Raw genomic sequence first — 18,621 nt, 5'->3', positions numbered from 1 at the left:
AAGTTGAAAACTTTTCAATTATACGTGTGTCTTTTTATAAATATTAACTTATTGAAGCTCTTTTACTCTTCTACTTTTTCTTTGCTTTTACTAATAGAAATGGCGGGAATTGTTTCAACTTATTGATACGTGCTTGATCATACATTTTAAATACTTCCTCAGACTGCCCGAGGTCTTTTACACATTGAATTTCAAAGTCATTTTCTATTAAATTATTGAAGATTGTCTCAATTGTATGATGATATTTATAAACATCCGCACCTAGCCAATTTGCTGAACGAGATGACTCATCAAAATAATGTTCCATTCGTAAAAATATACCTTTGTCATCTTCTAGTGCAACTTCGGGTTCTTTAGTGGCTGTTTGTATAGGATGTTCCATTGTAAAGAGTAACGTGCCACCATTATTTAATAGCTGATTCAACTTATCGGTGCATCTCTTAAAATCTTCAATATAATGAAACACAAGAGAAGATACGATTACATCATACGTTTCATTCGTCTCAAAACCCATAAATGATTCATGATATAACGTGACATTGTTAGTATTAAATTTTTCGCGACTTGCGTTAATCATATTGAGTGACTCATCTATTCCTGTAATATGTTTAGGATGTAATTTCAACATATGCGCAATTAAATGCCCCATACCACAGCCAATATCAAGTACTGTTTTGCCATTTAAATCTGGCATTAACCGCTTCATCTCAGGCATTTCAACGACTTCATTATAACTTAATGCATGATTTCTTTTTTGTTTATAGCCTTCAAAGAAATCATCTTGATCATAAATATTTGTCATTTTAACATCTCCCTTTTATTAAATTTAGTATAGCAATCATTTATATAAAAAAGAACCTGAGACCACCGTGGTCTCAGGTTCTTTACTTTAATGTGCTAACATTTCTTCTTTAACTTCGTCTTTAGATAATTTAGCTGGATAATAAGTTGGCCAGTTATCTAATTCTTTTAAGACTTTATCTTTATCATTGCCCGTGAATATATGGAAATGTGCAGCTTTTTTAGGATAAATATTGTGATCGCTAAATTGTACATATTTCGGTAAGTTATCGTTTGATTCACCTTTTAATTTAAATGTGTATCTTACGCCTCTATTACCTTTTTCATATTTTAAGATATCATAGCCATCGTACTCATATTCTCCAGTTGTTGTTTTGCCTTCTTTAGTAAAACTGATTTTATTGCCATCGATTTTGATGTTTTCGACATCTGTTTTATAGCCTTTATCATAATAAGCTTTATATTCTTTTTCAGACATTTTGCCATCTTCTTCAGCTTTATGTTCGAAGACTTCATCAAGTGTGCCATCTTTTAAATATGGATATACTGATTGCCAGTCACCTTCATAATCAGATAGTTTACGGTCTTTTACTTGTGAATCTTTGAAATACCCTTTTTCAATTGCTTTATCATGTGATGCAGCTTTCTTATCATCTTTTGTTGTAATCTTGTCGTTTAATGATTTTTCGATATTTTTAATATTTTCTTTCATTAATGACTGATATGAAAGGTCTTTTTCTTTTAATTGTTCTTTCGTTAAAGATTCCATATTATTAAACGTTAATGGCTTAGCATCTGTTTCTTTACGAATTGTGTCTGTAATTTTTGATGAAATATTGCTTTCATATAAGATGTATTTCGCATCTGTATCTTTAATTTCTTTAACAATTTCAGTTAATTCTTTTTGTGATGGATCTTCAGCATTCATACTTTGAACACCTTTTTGAACAAATCCATAACGATTTGCTAAGTAACCTAAAGATTCATGAGAGATAAATACTGTATGGCCTTCATGACCTTTAGTAGCATCTTTTAATGATTGATCGATATCCGATAATTCATTATTTAATTTTTTATAATTTTTCTCATAATCTGCTTTATGGTCTGGGTCTTTCTTAATTAATTCATCTTTAATTCCTTTGATCATTTCTTGGTCGATTTTAGGATCTAACCATACATGAGGATCAAATCCACCGTGGTGATGATGTTCATGTTCGTGTTCATGCTCTTCATGGTCTTCTCCATGTTCATGATGTTCATCTTCGTCATCATGATCTTCCCCGTGCTCGTGACCATGTTCATGTTGATCTGTTAAAAGTTCTGATTGATCCATACTATTTTGAAGTGATAATTTTTTATCATCTTTTTTAATAGTTGAGGCAATTTTCTTTGCTACTGGATCTAAATCATCTCCTGTATAAACAAATAAATCTGCTTTACTCGCGTTTAAAATATCTTTTTGCGTTGGTTCATAACTATGTAAATCTGTTCCTGCAGGATAAATTGATTCTACTTCTACATGCTTACCGCCAATTTGTTCTATAAAAGATTTCAATGGGTAAACTGTCGTCTTAATCTTTAATTTATCAGAATCATTATTTTTGCTATCTGTTTGATTACAGCCAGCTAATACCATACAAATTGCAAAAACAACTGTTAGTACCCCAATCCATTTTTTCATCTCGTACACTCCTTATACAAATAGTAACGTTTACGATTTAAAATTATATACGTATATTTGTTAAAAAACAAGACCTTATTTAGAATAATTTTTTATAGTCTGTTTATTTTGTTTAGTTGAAAACGCTTTAGTATAATGACATCAAGACATACATTAATTAAGAGGACGTGTTTAAATGTTACAAAATAGAAAAATCATCATGGATTGTGATCCTGGGCACGACGATGCTATCGCATTAATATTGGCTGGTGCTCAATCTAGTCCATTAAATATCTTAGCAGTGACAACAGTTGCGGGGAATCAATCAGTAGATAAGAATACAACAAACGCTTTAAACGTATTAGATATTATGAATAGAGGCGACATTCCTGTTTCAGTCGGTGCGGACAGACCTTTAATTAAGAAAGCTGCATTTGCTGAAAGTATTCATGGTGAAAGTGGCTTAGATGGTCCTGAATTACCAAAAGTTCCAAACTTAAAGCCTACAAACCAGCATGGTGTAAATGTCATAATTGAAGAAGTCTTAAATAGTAACGAACCTATAACACTCGTAGCAACAGGACCGTTAACAAATGTTGCGATGGCACTTATCCAAGAACCTAAAATCGCTCATAATATAGAAGAAATCGTCATTATGGGGGGTGGAACGTTTGGAAATTGGACCCCAACTTCGGAGTTTAATATTTGGGTTGATGCAGAAGCAGCGAAAAAAGTATTTGAAAGTGGCATCCCAGTTGTAGTATTCGGATTAGATGTGACGCATCAATTATTAGCAGATGATGCTGTAATTGAAAGATTTCATCAAATCAATAATCCAATTTCTCATTTCGTAGTTGAGCTCTTAAAGTTCTTTAAATCTACATATAAATCACAATTCGATATGGATGGTGGTCCTATTCATGATGCTTGTACAATTCTCTATTTGCTGCATCCTGAAATATTCACGTTACAAAAAACATTTATCCAAATTGAACATCAAAGCGACCTCACATATGGCACAATGTCTGTAGATTTGCATAATACTTATAAACAAGAACCTAACGCCTATTTCGCTACAGAAGTGAACGTAGACTTAGCATGGGACATCATGGAAAAAGCATTAAAAAGTTATGAATAAAAAATAAAAGGCTAGGATATCAATACTAACTCAAAATAAATAACAACTCATTCGACTGATTTATTCAGTAAAAGTGAGTTGTTATTTTTATAATCTACGATTTTGTTCGTGCATGCTTGCCTAGGGTATGGTTCGAGCCTGTAGTCTCTCACGCATACGATTCCCTCAGGCGTCCGCACTTCACAAAATCGTTATAAAATACCTTCTCTTTTATAGCATTATATGAATACAATCTATTTATACAAGTACACCTTCCTTTTTTTGTAAATTAATGATATTAATAGATTATAATTAGAATTTAACAATAAAGGAGCGTGTTACCAATTAACTTTTTAAAAACAAGAATATCATTTTGGATCAGTGTATTGTTGGGCTTCTTATTATTAATAGTTGCGTTTGCTAATTTAAATAGTAAATTTTTCACATCATTAATTTTACTATCGTTATCTCTATTTTTCTTAGCTGATATTTGGGAAAAAGAAAAATTCAATTTACTTATATCTATTCTTTTATTAGTATTTTCATTAATTTTATTTCTCATTACATATTTTTAAATAAAAAAAGGATGATAAACCTTATAACATTGTTTATCATCCTTACTTCTATATTCTTCTATTTAATCAACCACGTTATGCTTCTTCTTTCAACTCACCGTCTACCATTTTAAATACTTTATCACAGTATGATGTCAGTCTTTGATCGTGCGTTACGATAATACATAATTTATTTAATTCTTTTGTTTCTCTTCTCAATATTTCCATAACTTCTATTGCATTTTCTGTATCTAATGATGCGGTTGGTTCGTCTGCTAGTATAACCGATGGATTTGTGTAAAGTGCTTTAGCGATAGCCACTCTTTGTTTTTGACCGCCTGATATTTCACTTGGTAATTGGGTTAAGATTTTATCCAAACCGAGTTGTTTTAATAACCTTGTATGTTCTTCTTCATTCATCACGTCTTTTTTCACTTTTTTAAGTAATTCAAATTGTTGTTGCACGGTTAAAAATGGTATTAAATTACTCGTTTGTAGTATAAAGCCGATTTCTTTTAATCGAAGTTTAGATAATTGTTTTTCATTATATTGATTGATATTTTGACCATTTAAAGACACAGTACCTTCTGATGGTAATTGCAAGGCACCTGCCATTGTTAATAGCGTACTTTTCCCTGATCCTGATGGTCCAATAATGGCGACTAGTTCGCCTTTTTCTAATTTAAAGTTGGTTGATTTTACTGCTTCTATCGTTCTATTACCGTCTTTAAATGACTTTGTGACATTCTCAAATGCTAACATGTTTCCGCCTCCTAACTAATGACTTTCAATGGTTCTACTTTTCGTATACTTAATACTGAGAATAAACTACCTAAAATTGCGACGATAATAAGCACGATACCGTATAACAACATTGTTAAATAATCAAATTTAATAGGCACTGCTTCTGGTAAGAATGAACCTGTTAACACCGTTAATCCAAAGCCAATCAATGTACCGATTAAAGCGATAATAATCGTTTGGCTCATAACTGAACGCGCTAAAAAGCCATTCGTTAATCCTTGCGCTTTTAAGACACCAAATAAATTTCTCTTTTGTAACGTAATAATGTATAAGAATATACCAATAACCATTGCTGAAATCGCAAATAAGAATACAATCATAAAGTTTAGTGTTAAATTTTGCGCTTGATAGCCTGGTAATTTCGTAATAAATGATTCAATGTCATCTACTTCTAAATCTTTATTCAATTCAACATCTTTCCAATTTTTATCTTTAACGACAAGCGCATTAATCTTATCGCCTTTTAACATCGGATTTAATTTCCCAATCGTTTCATTATTTGTAAATAAAACAGGTGATGCATTAAATTTAGAACTTACTGAGAAACCGACAATTTTTAATTCTTCATCACTATTTGAAAGTGTTAATGTGTCCCCGATTTTAAATCCTTTTGTTTTTAAAGTATGATCTGCAACGACTTCATTATCTTTCTCAAACAGTTTGCCGTCTTCTATTTTAGGCATTAAGAAACCTTCTCCATCGATACCAAAGACCGTCGCATTCTCTTTGTTTTTACCGTCTGAAGCAATAACAGCCGTTTGCTTTAAGCCTTCACTTTTATCAAATTTGCCCTTAACATCATCTGTATTAATAGATGATTGTGCAACTGTTTGATTGGCATCTTTATTCAATACAATCGCATCTGCTTTCCATAAATCGACTGCTTCTCTATTCATATTCATCAATCCATTTGCTAACCCTGATAATAAGAATAAAAGATAGCTAATCATAACTAATACGCCAATAATTAGACCAAACTTCGTCTTATTTCGTCTCATTTCATTCCAAGCTAAAAACATACTTCCAGCCCTTTCCTGAATCTAAATTTTCTATTATTTAATTATAACATTATTATTTAATTATCTTAAAATAATAGCAGCATTGTATTTATAAAAACGTTCATGTATAATTGATAACGATTATCAATTAAGGAGGTGTCAAATTGGCACAAAAAGAAATTTGCATCATTGGTACGCCACATATTCGGTTAGACCAAAGCAATCAATATTTTTTAGAAACTTATCAACGATACTTAGAAGACGCTGACGTCATTTTGAATAAATTACAGCAATACAATCCAGATTTAATCGCAATTGAATGGGATATTAAAAATAAAAATCAATTAGATAAAGACTTTAACCAATTATCCCGTAAACATTTACCGCTTCAACTCAACGAACATCATTTTTTAGCGATACCACTCGCATTGAAATTAAATTTACCAACTGTTATACCAATCGACAACAATCAAATGCAAACACGTAAGATTCGTGCAGCATTTGCAGATGAATACCTTGAAAATGATAACCCTATACTATACCAACATTTAAACGAAGCAAAACAAAGTCATCAAAATAAAAAAGGACAAGATTTATCATTATATGAACAATTAACGGAATATCAGGATACAGTCATTCCTTTAGAACAAGTTTTTGCTATTCGTTCACTTGCAGATAGTCCAGGTATCGCCTTTTCACTTGAATGGTTAGAACGTAATCAATTTATGGCCAACAACATCATGAAAAATGCACTCAATCATGATAGAACAGTTGTCTTTACAGGTATGAGTCATGTCAGAATTTTAAAATTCATGATAGAATCAACAGGTTTATTTAAAGTCGTTCCATCAATAAATATATTAAAATAAAGGAGCATACATAATGAAAAAGTTACTTGTATTAATGGTCATCACACTTTTATTAGCAGCATGTGGTCAATCAAAAGAAACAAGTGATTCAGACAGCAAGAAAGAAACAGTTACAGTTAATCAAAAATATGAATTACGTGGTAAATATAAAGATGGAAGAGATGCAGAACAGAAAGATGAAAAAGTCAAAATCACGAAAGATCCAAAAAAAGTCGTCACATTTGATTATGGTGCAACAGATATCATTAAAGCACTTGGTAAAGAAAATAATGTAGCCGGTATTTCAATTGGTTCAAGCGACTCTATGCTACCTAAAGAATTAAAATCTTTTACGAAAGATAAATATACAAATGTCGGTGAATTAGGAAAACCAAATTTTGAAAAAATAGCTGAACTTGATCCAGATTTGATTATCTTTTCAAATCGTACAGCAAGCAGCGAAACATTAAAAGAATTTAAAAAAGCTGCCCCTAACGCATCACTTCTTTATATAGGTTCAGATGATAATGCCGTCGTAAAATCAGTTTCAGATAACACGACGAAACTCGGAAAGATTTTTGGAGAAGAAAAGAAAGCTAAAGAACTTACAGATCAACTTAAAAATGAAGAACAAAAAGCTAAGAAATCAGTTAAAAATATAGATAACAGTGTCATGCTGCTACTTACAAGCCAAGGCGAATTATCAACTTACGGACCAGGCGGAAGATTCGGTGGCCTACTTTATGATCAACTTGGATTTAAACCAGCAGATAAAAAAGTTAAACCAAATCCACACGGCCAACCCGTCAGCTTTGAATACGTCGCTTCAAAAGATCCAGAAGTCATATTCGCAATGGATAGAGACGAAGCAACAGACGGAAAAGGAACAAGTAAGAAAGTACTAGGAAACGACGTACTTAAAGACGTAGATGCCATAAAAAATAATAACATCATTAACTTAGATGCAAAATCATGGTACTTCTCATCAGGTGGCATTAAATCCACTACGAAACAAATACAAGAAATACAACAAATCGCGAAAAAATTACAAGAACAGAAATAATAAGTGTGGATGGTGGTGTTGAGGTTGTGGCTAACTATCACTATTCGGAATTCTGGTAATTAGAACGGCTGTATCTTCCATTATTCTGAATTCTGGTAATTAGATGGACGCTCTCTTACGGACATTTCTCGGAATTCTGTCCCTTACAGCATACAAACTTCGTCATCTTATACGACAAAAACGCCACAGGCTCCTGCCAGTGGCGTTTTCCTTTATCTATTCTGTTTCACTTTCATAATATATCCGAACAATCCGATTCCCCATAATAAAAATAGTGGATCCCACACGTATGCTTGTCCGAAGGCTGTAAAATAGTTATGGTTTTCGATTATTTTACACATTTTTAATATGCCAATTATCATGTTTAATCCGCCATATATCATTAGAAAAATACTGCCTATTAAAGATATGATATATATTTTCTTATCAAAATGATTGGTTAATGTTAATGGCACGATGGTCGCTAAAAATTTAAACACCCCTATTAATAACAGCGCGATATTAATCCATATTCCAAACTGTGCACTTAACGTGAAGACCCATGAGCCAACTGTTATGAGACCCGCTTCTCCACCAAGTCCCCAATACAATGAAAATAGTGCATGCACACTTCCTGCTATGATAAATAATGATATATACTTTTTCATTCAATCACCTATTATAATCATAAATTTTCTGCGATATATTTTTTTATATTTCGATAACTTGTATTGTATTTTTAATTTCAGTTGCTAAATCAGTCGTTCGCCACTCTCTTTGATAACCGAGACATGGACATATATATTGAATACCACTTTCTTCTATTATATTACGGAAATGAACATGCCCCATAATGCTGTATTTGATTGGATATGCTTCATAGAACTTGTCAAAGTCTGATGTACCTATAAATGCATTAAAGTAATCAAATATTCTATGTGGCATTGGAACTGCAAATTTACGATTGGTCACAATATGCGTCATTAATATAATATTTTTATCTTTCACCTGTTCTAAATCATTTTTCACGGATTCTGCAGCTAATCGCGACATTTCTAAGTCTGACTTACCCCAATCGATATGTTCTTTATCCAACCATGTAGAGCCGTAATATTTTCTACGTTCTAACCTTTCCATACTAAATTTGTTTTGATCTGCAAAGCTATAATCATACCATCCACTATGCCCGACAATCGCCCAATCTTCATTCACAATATATGGACTTGCTATAATACTTTCAGGTTGCGCTTTATAATATTCAAAAATTTCATACGAACTTTTTTCTTCTTGATCTTTTTTCCAATAATCATGATTGCCAGGTATAAACAACACTTCAACTTTAGAATGACGCTTAACATTTTGAACAAACTGCATCGTTTGTAAATAATGATTTGAAACATCACCTGCTATTAATAAAAGGTCTAAATTCAAATGTGTAATTTCTTGCGCTAAAATATATTCAAAATCTTGAGGATAGTAATCTTTACTTCTATCTATATGCAAATCTGAAATGGTACCAATTCTCATATGCATGACCTAGCTTTCTTTAAAATAACGTTGTATATCAATTTTATATTAACATATTCTATCCTTGTATCCTTTATAATAGAATTAAGATTTAAATAGGAGGTTTTGAGTTGAATATTTTACAATTTGAAGAGTACTTAAAAATAGATACAGAATCTTTTAATCAAGTAGATTTGCGCACTTTGAACCACTATATCGAAAGATTCATGTACACTGTGCCTTTTGAAAATATTAGCGTTCAAAATAAAGAACCGATTTCAGTGAACATTGATGATTTATTTAACAAAATTGTTCATCGCCATCGTGGTGGATTTTGTTCTGAATTAAATACGATTTTTCAATATTATTTAAAAGAAAAAGGATTTCACGTCGAACGTGTATCAGGAACGATTCATACGCCAGATGACAATTGGAGTAGAGACGGTTCACATATGTCGACAATCGTACATTTAGATCAACCTTATATTGCAGACGTAGGATTTGGAGATTTACCAACAAAAGCTATTCCAATCTCTGACCCAGATAATATTGTAGTTATTGATGATGTTAACGGTCATTATCGTGCTATTTTAGACGAAGATCGTGTCATTCACCTTCAAAAACAGTTAGATGACCAATCATGGCTCACATCTTATTTAACAAATGAAATTTGTAGACCGTGGGACTTCTTTATAGAACATTTAGATTATAATGAACATCATCCTGATTCAATATTCGTTCAGAAACTAATTATTACAATGGCTAAAGAATATGGTAGAGTAAGCATGTCTTATGATCATTTAACCATTACGTCTAAAAATCATAAACAAAAAGAAAGCTTCAAACATGATCAATATAAAGCCATATTAAAAAAATATTTCGGTATAGATGAAACAATTCATACATTGGAAAGTTGAGGAAAGCTCTCTCTTCTTCCATTACTCTAATAAAATAAGCCGGAGACGTCACAAACGTCTTCGGCTTTCTTCATATATATTAATCTGTTTTTACTTTACCTTTTTGTAATTCTTGTTCTGTCCACCATAGTGCATCTTCAGGATTTTTAACGGCATGTTCGAAATCTTTTTTAGAAGATACTGTTGGATATGATCCTTTTAATGCTTTTCCTGATGTTGTTTCAAATAGGAATAGTATTGTTACAAATCCTATAACACTTACAGCTGTTAAATAATAAGCTGGTGCTAATGGATTTTGTGTGACATGTACTAACCATGTTGAAACTAATGGAGTTGTACCACCAAATATTGAAACAGATACGTTAAATGTAACCGCTAATGTACGGTAACGAACATCTGTATAGAAAATACTTGGTAATAAACTTGGCATTGCACCTTCATATGTTGATAAGAAGAAGCCAAGAATAAAGATACCTAATGATATAAACATTAATTGGTTAAGTCCTATGAAATAGAACGCTAGCATTGAAAATGCTGTTAAACCAAATGTACCGAATAACACAACTTTTTTGTTACCAATTTTGTCACTTAAACGACCGAATATAAATGCTAATGGCACCATAATAACCATTACACTTGTAATCAATACCGTACTAACTGTAGTTGAAATACCAATTACTTCGTCTAAGTATGACGGCATATATGAAAGTAACATATAGTTTGTAATATTAAAGAACGCAACTGCTATAAAGCAAACAATAATATCTTTTTTGTGATTTTGAATAATTGAAATGAATGGTTCTGGTTTTTCATCATTCTCAGAAATATCATTTTCAAAAATTGGTGTTTCATCTAAATGTCTTCTTAAATAAAGTCCAACTAAACCAAGTGGTGCACCTAGAATGAATGGAATTCTCCAACCCCATGCTTGCATTTGTGCATCTGATAAACCAATAAATAATCCACTTGCTAATAACGAAGCTAAAATATAGCCACCTAAAGTACCAATTTCTAATCCACTACCTAAAGCACTTCTTCTGTTGTCTGGAGAAGATTCTGCAATATATACCATTGCACCTGCATATTCCCCACCAGTTGAGAACCCTTGAATAATTCTCGCTAGTAATAATAAGACTGGTGCCCAAATACCTATTTGATCATAAGTAGGCAATAATCCAATTAATAACGTTGAAGCTGCCATCAATACGATAGTAGTTGTAAGAACGGTTTTTCGGCCAAGTTTATCGCCGATTTTACCAAATATAATACCACCAAGTGGTCTCATTAAGAACGCAATCGCAAATGTAGCGAAAGTAAATACTAATTTCAGTTCATCATTTTCAACTGATGTAAAGAAATTCTTACTAATGATAATTGCTAAATAAGAATAAAGACCAAAGTCAAACCATTCCATAGCATTACCAATACCTGTAGCATAAACACTTTTTTTAGTTTGTTTCATATCTACAACATTTATTTTATTCTTGTTGAATTTCATGTTTTTATAAACACCCTTTCAATATAGTTATGTATATTACCATATTGAAAAATAAGCACAACTGTAATTTTACACTTTGTTAAGCATCCACTTTTGTGAAAAACACCACAAGCATATAAGCTTATTAGCCTCATAAGTGGTCGACCAATATTGTAATATTACTTATATTTCTTGGATAATTTTATAAAAAAACAGAAAAAAGCTCTTTCAAAGCTTTTTTCTGTTCTAATTATTTTAAATTATTTCAATCTTTGAACCTTCTTGAAGTGTCACGATTTCTTTGTCTTCTAAATATAATGATCCAGATTGTTCTGCATTTGTACTTCCATCAAATTTTAAAGTAATATGACCTAAATCATTTAAATTTTTATTTACTGCAGATCCTACTTTTGTAATTTCATATTCTGTTCCATCAATGAATAATTTATTTGATTCAGTAATTTCATTTTCAACCGGATTAATATCAATAATGTAACAAAAATCTACTAATTCATTTGGTGCGTTATCACCAAATAATATAATCATCTTTTCTGCTTCAAATGCATTAGCATCTTTTCCTATTTTTTTAATCTCTGTTTGATACATGTCATTTACTCTCCTTAATTATTTATATAGACCGAAGCTTGCTAACCAGGCGACGAATACCCTAGGCACACCGTTTAAGAACCGTGAATATAGAACAGATGGCACACCAACTTCAATCGTTTTAGTTTCTGCTTCTGCTAAACCTAATCCAACCGGAATAAAGTCTGCAGCATTTTGTGTATTTATTGCAAATAATGCTGGTAATGCTAAATGAGGTGGGATGTTACCTTTACCAATTTCAACACCAATAAGTGTTCCTAATACTTGGCCGATAACGCCACCAGGTCCTAATAATGGACTTAAGAATGGTAATGAACATATAAGCCCAATAGCTAATAATCCCCAAATATTACCTGCTAATGGTGACATAAATTTAGCAAATAAATCACCAATTCCTGATCCTTGAATAATACCAATTAGTAATGCAACAAATCCCATAAATGGAATGATTGTATGCAACATCGTTTCTACTGCATCACGAGCAGCTTGGTAGAAAGTATTGATTACTTTACCTGCACCCAAACCTATTTTAGTTAAAAGTGATTTATTCTCTTGCTCTGCTCTTGTTTCCATAATTTTTTTATTCTTAGAATAAGTCGTTTTTTCTTCTGAAGTATCTGCAGAATTGTTAGAGTCAGTATCATTACCAGTAGAATTATTTTCTCCAGCTACTGTCACTTGATCAACATCCACATTAGAAACATAAATTTCTTCAGTAATATATTGTCTTAATGGACCACTTTTACCAGTTGCCATTATATTTATTGTAGGGATACCTTTTTGAGGATATATACCACATCTCAAAGTTCCACCACAATCAATAACAGCAACCATGATTTCATCTTCAGGTACTGATGTTTCAAAACCATTAACTGGTGTTCCTCCAGTTATTTCACAAATTTTATCAACGATATCTGGTTTATGACCACCAGTAACATACATAACTTTATCTTTTTTACCTTCAATACCTATTTCTAATGGTCCACCAAATCCACCTGAACCTTTTACAATTTTAGCTTTTTGACTCATTTTATGTCACCTCACCCTTCAAGTTTAACTTCAGTACTTAATTTAACTTTTTGTTGTTTCTCAACATAACTTGTTGTAAAGTCTGTTACCCATCCACCAATAAAGTTCATAACAAGACCAACTAGTAAATATCTAACTGCTAAATCTGTCATTGGTAATCCCAACTGTTGAATACCATTTGCAATACCCATAAAAATAAATAACTCTGCTGGGTTTATATGTGGGAAAATACCATTACTTGTATGTGCAAATTGTGCAGCTGATGCAAAATAACTTGGTTTATATTTTTCAGGCATAAATCTACCGAGCGAATGTACCATTGGATTTGCTAACATAAACGATCCTAAGAATGGTAATACTAAATATCTTAATAATGGGTTTTTGGATGATTTTTGAGCAATAATATTAATACGGTGTTCCCCTATTAATTGAATTAAAGTATTCATTGCAATTAATAACATTAAAACGAGTGGTACAATTGTTGTCATCCAGTCTATAAATGTATCTGCACCTGTTTGAAATAACTTAATAAATCCTTCAGCTAACTTAACTATGAAGTCCATGATGATTTACTCCCTTCTTTTTTAAACATTCCATTTATTTTTTTAACTGCCTTCATCATTGGAGATGGAATCTTCTCAATTTCTCCACCTGATTGAATGACGTTAAATGTATGTTGTGCGTCCAATATTGCTTTAATTAACAATTTGTTATATTTTTTCAAATCTGTATCTCTTAATTTATTGATTTTATAACCATCTAAACCTTTTAATTTTTTAAATTTCGAAAATACGGTTACCCCTTGCATATATCTTGCATCTTCGATTTCATTCCGATTATTTATTTGTAGTAAAACGAGTGTCCCAGCTTTAAAAATTGCTGGTCTTCTCCCTATTGCTACACGACCATTTTCACGCATGCTCGTATAATGCTTTGTAAAATTTTTAATTTGAAGTAGTCCTAATAAATACTGAATTACAAATCCAACAGCTAACATGATAATCAATATAATAAAAAACATAACTAACCTCCGATTTCTTTATTTAGTATATGTGCAAGCGATATATAATCCGTATCACGATTGATTTTTTCAATGATATAACTGTTAGCTGTAATTGCTAATATTTCTTCATATAATCGAATTAGTACCGCTTCATTACCTTCATTTTCTGGTGTTGCTACCATTACAATAATTTTTACATTTTCATAATCTAATAGAGGTTCATCTAATATACAAAACTTCACCCATATATCATTTAGACTGTGGCTAGTATGAGGGAAGCCTAATAAACCAGTTATGGTAGATTTATTATCTTCTCTTTCTAGTATTCTATTCGAAAAGCCAGAATCTACTTTCTCTTCATCAATCATTTCAAGTGATAAATACTTTATGACATCTTTGTAATTCATTCTTTTACTAATATGATAAACATCAGACTCGTTGATAAAATCAACTAAAATACTATTATTAAATAATTGGCGATTATTAACATCTTTATATATTAGAAACTGCTCTATTTTAAGCTTCAAAGCTTGTTCATCTAAAATATTATCTACATAAATAATTTTATTAAATAATCTATTACTTTTTATTGTTGAAACTACTAAATCAAATTGATCTATATCATTCAATTCAATTTGATTTTCATTTATTACTTTCACTTGAACATCTTTACCAAAAATTCTTTCTAACTGCACTGTGACCAATTTTCCACTACTTAATCCCTGATCTGTTATAAACGCAATCGACTTTATTTCTTTTAACTTTTGTTCTAATTGCTGCAAGTAAACACTAAAATATATAGATAAAAATCCAAGTTCATTTAAAGGAACTTCTATATCTAATTCTTTTTCAATATTTTCTGCAAGTACCTTTGATAATTCATAAGCAAATGGGTATCTCTTTTTAACCTCATCTATTAAATCATTATGAATATTAATCTCGAATATGAGTCTATTTATGAGATATTTGATATGAAGTTTTATATCATTACTGAACAGTTGCTCATCTATTTTTATAGTGTAGTAAAAGTTAATGTCTTTAATAGTATTCTCAATAATACTATTAAGTATTGTCTGATCTTGTTCATTTATCATTTCATCTATAATCGAAGCTCTCCTACCAATAATTTGAAAGACGATTAATAGAATTTCTAAGTTAGGAAATACAACTTCATAATGTTTCTTAATATAATCCTTAATGCCACTGACAACTTTGAAGTCTTCCGATTCATACACTCTCTCGTCTATTTGAACATTTTGTTGAATATTAAATCCTTCATCCAACCTTGTTAATATAACTTGTGTAGAAAGTCTTAATCTTCTATAACTAGTAGCATCTAAGTTAAACTTATCTTGAATATTTTTTAAAGTTTCATTTATGTGGTCCGGTAATATAGCACTTTTATATTGATTCGGAAAACATTCAATCAATACTTTCCTTACTTCAATTTCACTACCTTCGATTCTGAGACCAACGTTTTGAGTACCTTTAATTTCAACTTTGTAATTTTTTAATATGTTTTTTATTTCTATCAACGTATTATTAACGATACTTTTACTTATATATAGTTCTTCAGCAATGTCATCGATTGTACAAACACCATTATTCAATAAATAGTAAAAGACACTTTCTTCTCTAGCTTCGACTTCATGAATGCTTTTACTTATATTATTTTTCAGTTTTTGTAAAATATTAAAGAATACTGATTCATCTAATACAATCATCGATATTTCATGATGATCTTTAATAATACTGATTGAACCACCAAAATGTGTAAGTAGTTGATTAATATAGTTAGATAACGTTCTTTGAGATATAGAAAGTTGGTGGGCAAGTTTATCAGTTGATATGTGTTCTTTCTGCAATACTTCTATTATTAATAAATGTTTTTTATTCAATAACATAACTTCCCCACCTTTCTATCTCTTAATTTAACCTCTTGATTTACCACCAGAAATGTTAATTGTTGTCCCCGTAATATAGCTTGATTTGTCTGAGCTTAAATAACAAACTAAATCAGCTACTTCTTTTAACTCTCCTACTCTTCCTAATGGTATAGATTTTGAATAATCACCATTAAGTTTATCGACAGTTGTATTTCTACTATAAGCTAATGCTTCCTCATATTGTTTTGTACGTAATCCAGTTTCTTCTAATATTCCTGGAGCAATTGCTACAACTTTAATATTATATTTACCTAATTCTTTAGCCCAACTTCTTGTAAATCCGATTAATGCAGCTTTTGTAGCAGAATATATACTTTGACCTTCTGAGCCTTCTTGACCAGCTTCACTCGCAATATTAACAATAATACCTTTATTATTTTTGACGAATTGTCTACTTACTTCTTGGCTAAATAATATAGGTCCTTTTAAATTCACGCCAAACATTAAATCTAAATCTTTCATATTTATTTCATATTCTGGTTTTTCACCTTTAACATCCACTAATAATCTAGGTAAATTTATACCTGCATTATTAACAAGTACATCAATTTGAGATTGCTCTTCTAAAATTTGACTAACTGTACTTTGAACCGCTTCTTCATCTGTAACATCCGTTTGAATAAAATGATAATGTTCATTATCAATTGGATTATCTTTTAAATCTACATTATATACAATTGCACCATTTTCTAATAGAGAATTCACAATCTGTCTACCAATTCCAGATGTTCCACCTGTAACAATTATTACTTTACGTTCTATCTCTAACCAATTATTAGACATATCTATTGCCTCCTATGTAATTTGTAAATTCATTATAGTATTAAACGCTTTCATAATTAATTTAGATTTTTATGCATAAACTTGAAAACGGTAAAATAATAGAAAACTTGCTAAATGATATTGAAGCATCCTACACAGATTTACATCTTCAAAAGCGTTATACTAAATATAAATCATCACAATTGGAGGTTTTATTAATGAAACGATTTGATATTTTGATTATTGGTTTTGGTAAGGCTGGTAAGACGCTTGCTAAAGATTTTGCAGGGCAAGGTCAAAAGGTCGCGGTTATTGAACAAGATTCAAAAATGTATGGAGGTACTTGTATAAATGTAGGTTGTATTCCTAGTAAGACATTGCTCCACGAAAGTCTAGAACATCATTCATTCTCTGAAGCAATGGATCGTAAAAAAGATGTTGTTGCTGCTTTAAATAAGAAGAATTTCAACAATCTTAATTCTGATGACAATATCGAAGTGTACACTTATAAAGCGCATTTTAAAGATAACCAAACAGTGTTGCTTTTAAATGACCAAAATGAAACGGTTGAAACGATTCAAGCGGATAAGATTGTGATTAATACGGGTACGCGTTCAAATATTCCTGATATAGAAGGAATTGAGACTACCGAAAATATTTATGATTCTAAAGGGATTATGGCATTAGATCACTTACCTGAAACGCTTGTCATTATTGGCGCTGGTTATATTGCTTTAGAATTCGCGACAATCTTTTCAAAATTAGGTAGTAAAATTAAAATCGTACATCCTCGTAAGCATGTATTAGTAACTGAAGATAAAGATATTGCTTCTCTTATTTATGATGAAATCATTAGTCAGGATATTGAATTTATTGATGAAGCTGAAGTAACAGCATTCTCTACTGAAAATAATCGTCCCATCGTGCATACTTCTCAAGGTGATATAACAGGTGATGCGGTATTACTTGCGACTGGTCGTGTGCCTAATACCGATTTAGCTTTAGAAAATACAGATATCGAACTTGGAGATAAAGGTGAAATTAAAGTCAATGAACATCTACAAACTTCTGTAGACCATATTTATGCAGTCGGAGATGTTAAAGGTGGTCCTCAATTTACTTACATTTCATTAGACGATTACCGTATTGTTAAAGATCATTTAGTTGGTAAACAGCACCGCACAACGGAAAACAGAGGTTATGTGCCTTATACTGTATTTCTAGATCCTCCACTTTCAAGAATTGGCTACACTGCAAGTAAAGCTAAGAAAAATGGTCACAATATTTTAGAAGGTCAAATTGAAGTGAAGAATATCCCGCGTCACAAAATCAATCATGATGACAGAGGCTTATTCAAAGTTGTTGTAGATGTAGATAGTAAACTTATTCTAGGTGCAAGTCTTTATGGCAAAGAATCTGAAGAATTGATTAACATTCTAAAACTTGCAATGGATCAACAAATTCCATATACCGTTTTAAGAGATAACATATATACCCACCCTACGATGGCTGAATCATTTAACGATTTATTTAATATTTAATTTAGTCAAA

18 protein-coding genes are annotated in these 18,621 nt (G+C 31.3%); 5 read left to right on the top strand and 13 right to left on the bottom strand.

Features of this window, described 5'->3' with window-relative positions:
* Positions 1–70: 70 nt before the first annotated feature.
* Together LQ679_RS14125 and adcA are read right to left on the bottom strand one after the other, a co-directional pair.
* On the bottom strand, positions 71–802 hold the full coding sequence (locus LQ679_RS14125) for a class I SAM-dependent DNA methyltransferase (RefSeq protein WP_239763446.1): 732 nt from the start codon (positions 800–802) through the stop codon (positions 71–73).
* Positions 803–889: 87 nt separating this feature from the next.
* On the bottom strand, positions 890–2,482 hold the full coding sequence (gene adcA / locus LQ679_RS14120) for a zinc ABC transporter substrate-binding lipoprotein AdcA (protein WP_159315847.1): 1,593 nt from the start codon (positions 2,480–2,482) through the stop codon (positions 890–892).
* 175 nt (positions 2,483–2,657) lie between these two features.
* Here adcA and LQ679_RS14115 point away from each other — a divergent pair, with 175 nt between their 5' ends.
* A complete protein-coding gene (locus LQ679_RS14115; protein ID WP_239763444.1) occupies positions 2,658–3,599 on the top strand; it encodes a nucleoside hydrolase in 942 nt (313 codons plus the stop codon).
* Between the two features lie 629 nt (positions 3,600–4,228).
* Here the strand turns inward: LQ679_RS14115 and LQ679_RS14110 are convergent.
* Complete coding sequence (locus tag LQ679_RS14110) at positions 4,229–4,894, bottom strand: ABC transporter ATP-binding protein (RefSeq protein ID WP_239763438.1); 666 nt, start codon at positions 4,892–4,894, stop codon at positions 4,229–4,231.
* Between the two features lie 11 nt (positions 4,895–4,905).
* A complete protein-coding gene (locus LQ679_RS14105) occupies positions 4,906–5,955 on the bottom strand; it encodes an ABC transporter permease (protein WP_227531897.1) in 1,050 nt (349 codons plus the stop codon).
* A gap of 143 nt (positions 5,956–6,098) precedes the next feature.
* Between LQ679_RS14105 and LQ679_RS14100 the strand changes: the two genes are divergently transcribed.
* Together LQ679_RS14100 and LQ679_RS14095 are read left to right on the top strand one after the other, a co-directional pair.
* Positions 6,099–6,803, top strand: coding sequence for a DUF5694 domain-containing protein (locus tag LQ679_RS14100; protein ID WP_159315917.1), 705 nt, complete (start codon positions 6,099–6,101; stop codon positions 6,801–6,803).
* A gap of 13 nt (positions 6,804–6,816) precedes the next feature.
* Positions 6,817–7,845, top strand: coding sequence for a siderophore ABC transporter substrate-binding protein (locus LQ679_RS14095; RefSeq protein ID WP_239763436.1), 1,029 nt, complete (start codon positions 6,817–6,819; stop codon positions 7,843–7,845).
* A 212-nt stretch (positions 7,846–8,057) separates the two neighbouring features.
* Here LQ679_RS14095 and LQ679_RS14090 read toward each other — a convergent pair whose 3' ends face one another.
* Both LQ679_RS14090 and LQ679_RS14085 read right to left on the bottom strand, forming a co-directional pair.
* Positions 8,058–8,492: a DUF3995 domain-containing protein gene (locus LQ679_RS14090; protein ID WP_159315919.1), complete on the bottom strand. Its 435-nt coding sequence runs from the start codon at positions 8,490–8,492 to the stop codon at positions 8,058–8,060.
* A 43-nt stretch (positions 8,493–8,535) separates the two neighbouring features.
* Positions 8,536–9,351, bottom strand: coding sequence for a metallophosphoesterase (locus LQ679_RS14085; protein WP_049319910.1), 816 nt, complete (start codon positions 9,349–9,351; stop codon positions 8,536–8,538).
* A gap of 110 nt (positions 9,352–9,461) precedes the next feature.
* On the opposite strand from LQ679_RS14085, the gene LQ679_RS14080 reads away from it, so the two are divergent.
* The gene (locus LQ679_RS14080) at positions 9,462–10,247 is read left to right on the top strand and encodes an arylamine N-acetyltransferase family protein (RefSeq protein ID WP_239763434.1); all 786 of its coding nucleotides are present in this window, start codon (positions 9,462–9,464) and stop codon (positions 10,245–10,247) included.
* Positions 10,248–10,326: 79 nt separating this feature from the next.
* Here LQ679_RS14080 and LQ679_RS14075 read toward each other — a convergent pair whose 3' ends face one another.
* The 7 genes from LQ679_RS14075 to LQ679_RS14045 all read right to left on the bottom strand — a co-directional run bounded on the left by LQ679_RS14075 (position 10,327) and on the right by LQ679_RS14045 (position 17,091).
* On the bottom strand, positions 10,327–11,745 hold the full coding sequence (locus tag LQ679_RS14075; protein WP_037589343.1) for an MFS transporter: 1,419 nt from the start codon (positions 11,743–11,745) through the stop codon (positions 10,327–10,329).
* Positions 11,746–11,979: 234 nt separating this feature from the next.
* Entirely contained in the window at positions 11,980–12,330 is a 351-nt protein-coding gene (locus LQ679_RS14070; RefSeq protein ID WP_037589344.1) for a PTS glucitol/sorbitol transporter subunit IIA, read from the bottom strand.
* 18 nt (positions 12,331–12,348) lie between these two features.
* Positions 12,349–13,359 carry a PTS glucitol/sorbitol transporter subunit IIB gene (srlE, locus tag LQ679_RS14065; protein ID WP_037589345.1) on the bottom strand — a complete coding sequence of 337 codons (1,011 nt, stop codon included), beginning with the start codon at positions 13,357–13,359 and terminating at the stop codon, positions 12,349–12,351.
* A gap of 11 nt (positions 13,360–13,370) precedes the next feature.
* Positions 13,371–13,922, bottom strand: a complete 552-nt coding sequence (gene srlA / locus LQ679_RS14060; RefSeq protein WP_025905738.1) for a PTS glucitol/sorbitol transporter subunit IIC — start codon at positions 13,920–13,922, stop codon at positions 13,371–13,373.
* Entirely contained in the window at positions 13,910–14,380 is a 471-nt protein-coding gene (locus LQ679_RS14055) for a transcriptional regulator GutM (protein WP_037589346.1), read from the bottom strand. Before LQ679_RS14055 ends, srlA begins: the two co-directional genes overlap by 13 nt.
* A gap of 2 nt (positions 14,381–14,382) precedes the next feature.
* Positions 14,383–16,266: a BglG family transcription antiterminator gene (locus tag LQ679_RS14050; RefSeq protein WP_204189461.1), complete on the bottom strand. Its 1,884-nt coding sequence runs from the start codon at positions 16,264–16,266 to the stop codon at positions 14,383–14,385.
* A 27-nt stretch (positions 16,267–16,293) separates the two neighbouring features.
* The gene (locus tag LQ679_RS14045) at positions 16,294–17,091 is read right to left on the bottom strand and encodes an SDR family oxidoreductase (protein ID WP_037589348.1); all 798 of its coding nucleotides are present in this window, start codon (positions 17,089–17,091) and stop codon (positions 16,294–16,296) included.
* A gap of 197 nt (positions 17,092–17,288) precedes the next feature.
* Between LQ679_RS14045 and merA the strand changes: the two genes are divergently transcribed.
* A complete protein-coding gene (gene merA / locus LQ679_RS14040; RefSeq protein WP_239763450.1) occupies positions 17,289–18,611 on the top strand; it encodes a hypothiocyanous acid reductase MerA in 1,323 nt (440 codons plus the stop codon).
* The last annotated feature ends 10 nt before the right edge of the window (positions 18,612–18,621 follow it).

The sequence above is a fragment of the Mammaliicoccus sp. I-M35 genome (assembly GCF_022386455.1).
GTDB lineage: Bacteria > Bacillota > Bacilli > Staphylococcales > Staphylococcaceae > Mammaliicoccus > Mammaliicoccus sciuri_A.
This window is presented reverse-complemented; position numbering and strand designations above follow the sequence as displayed.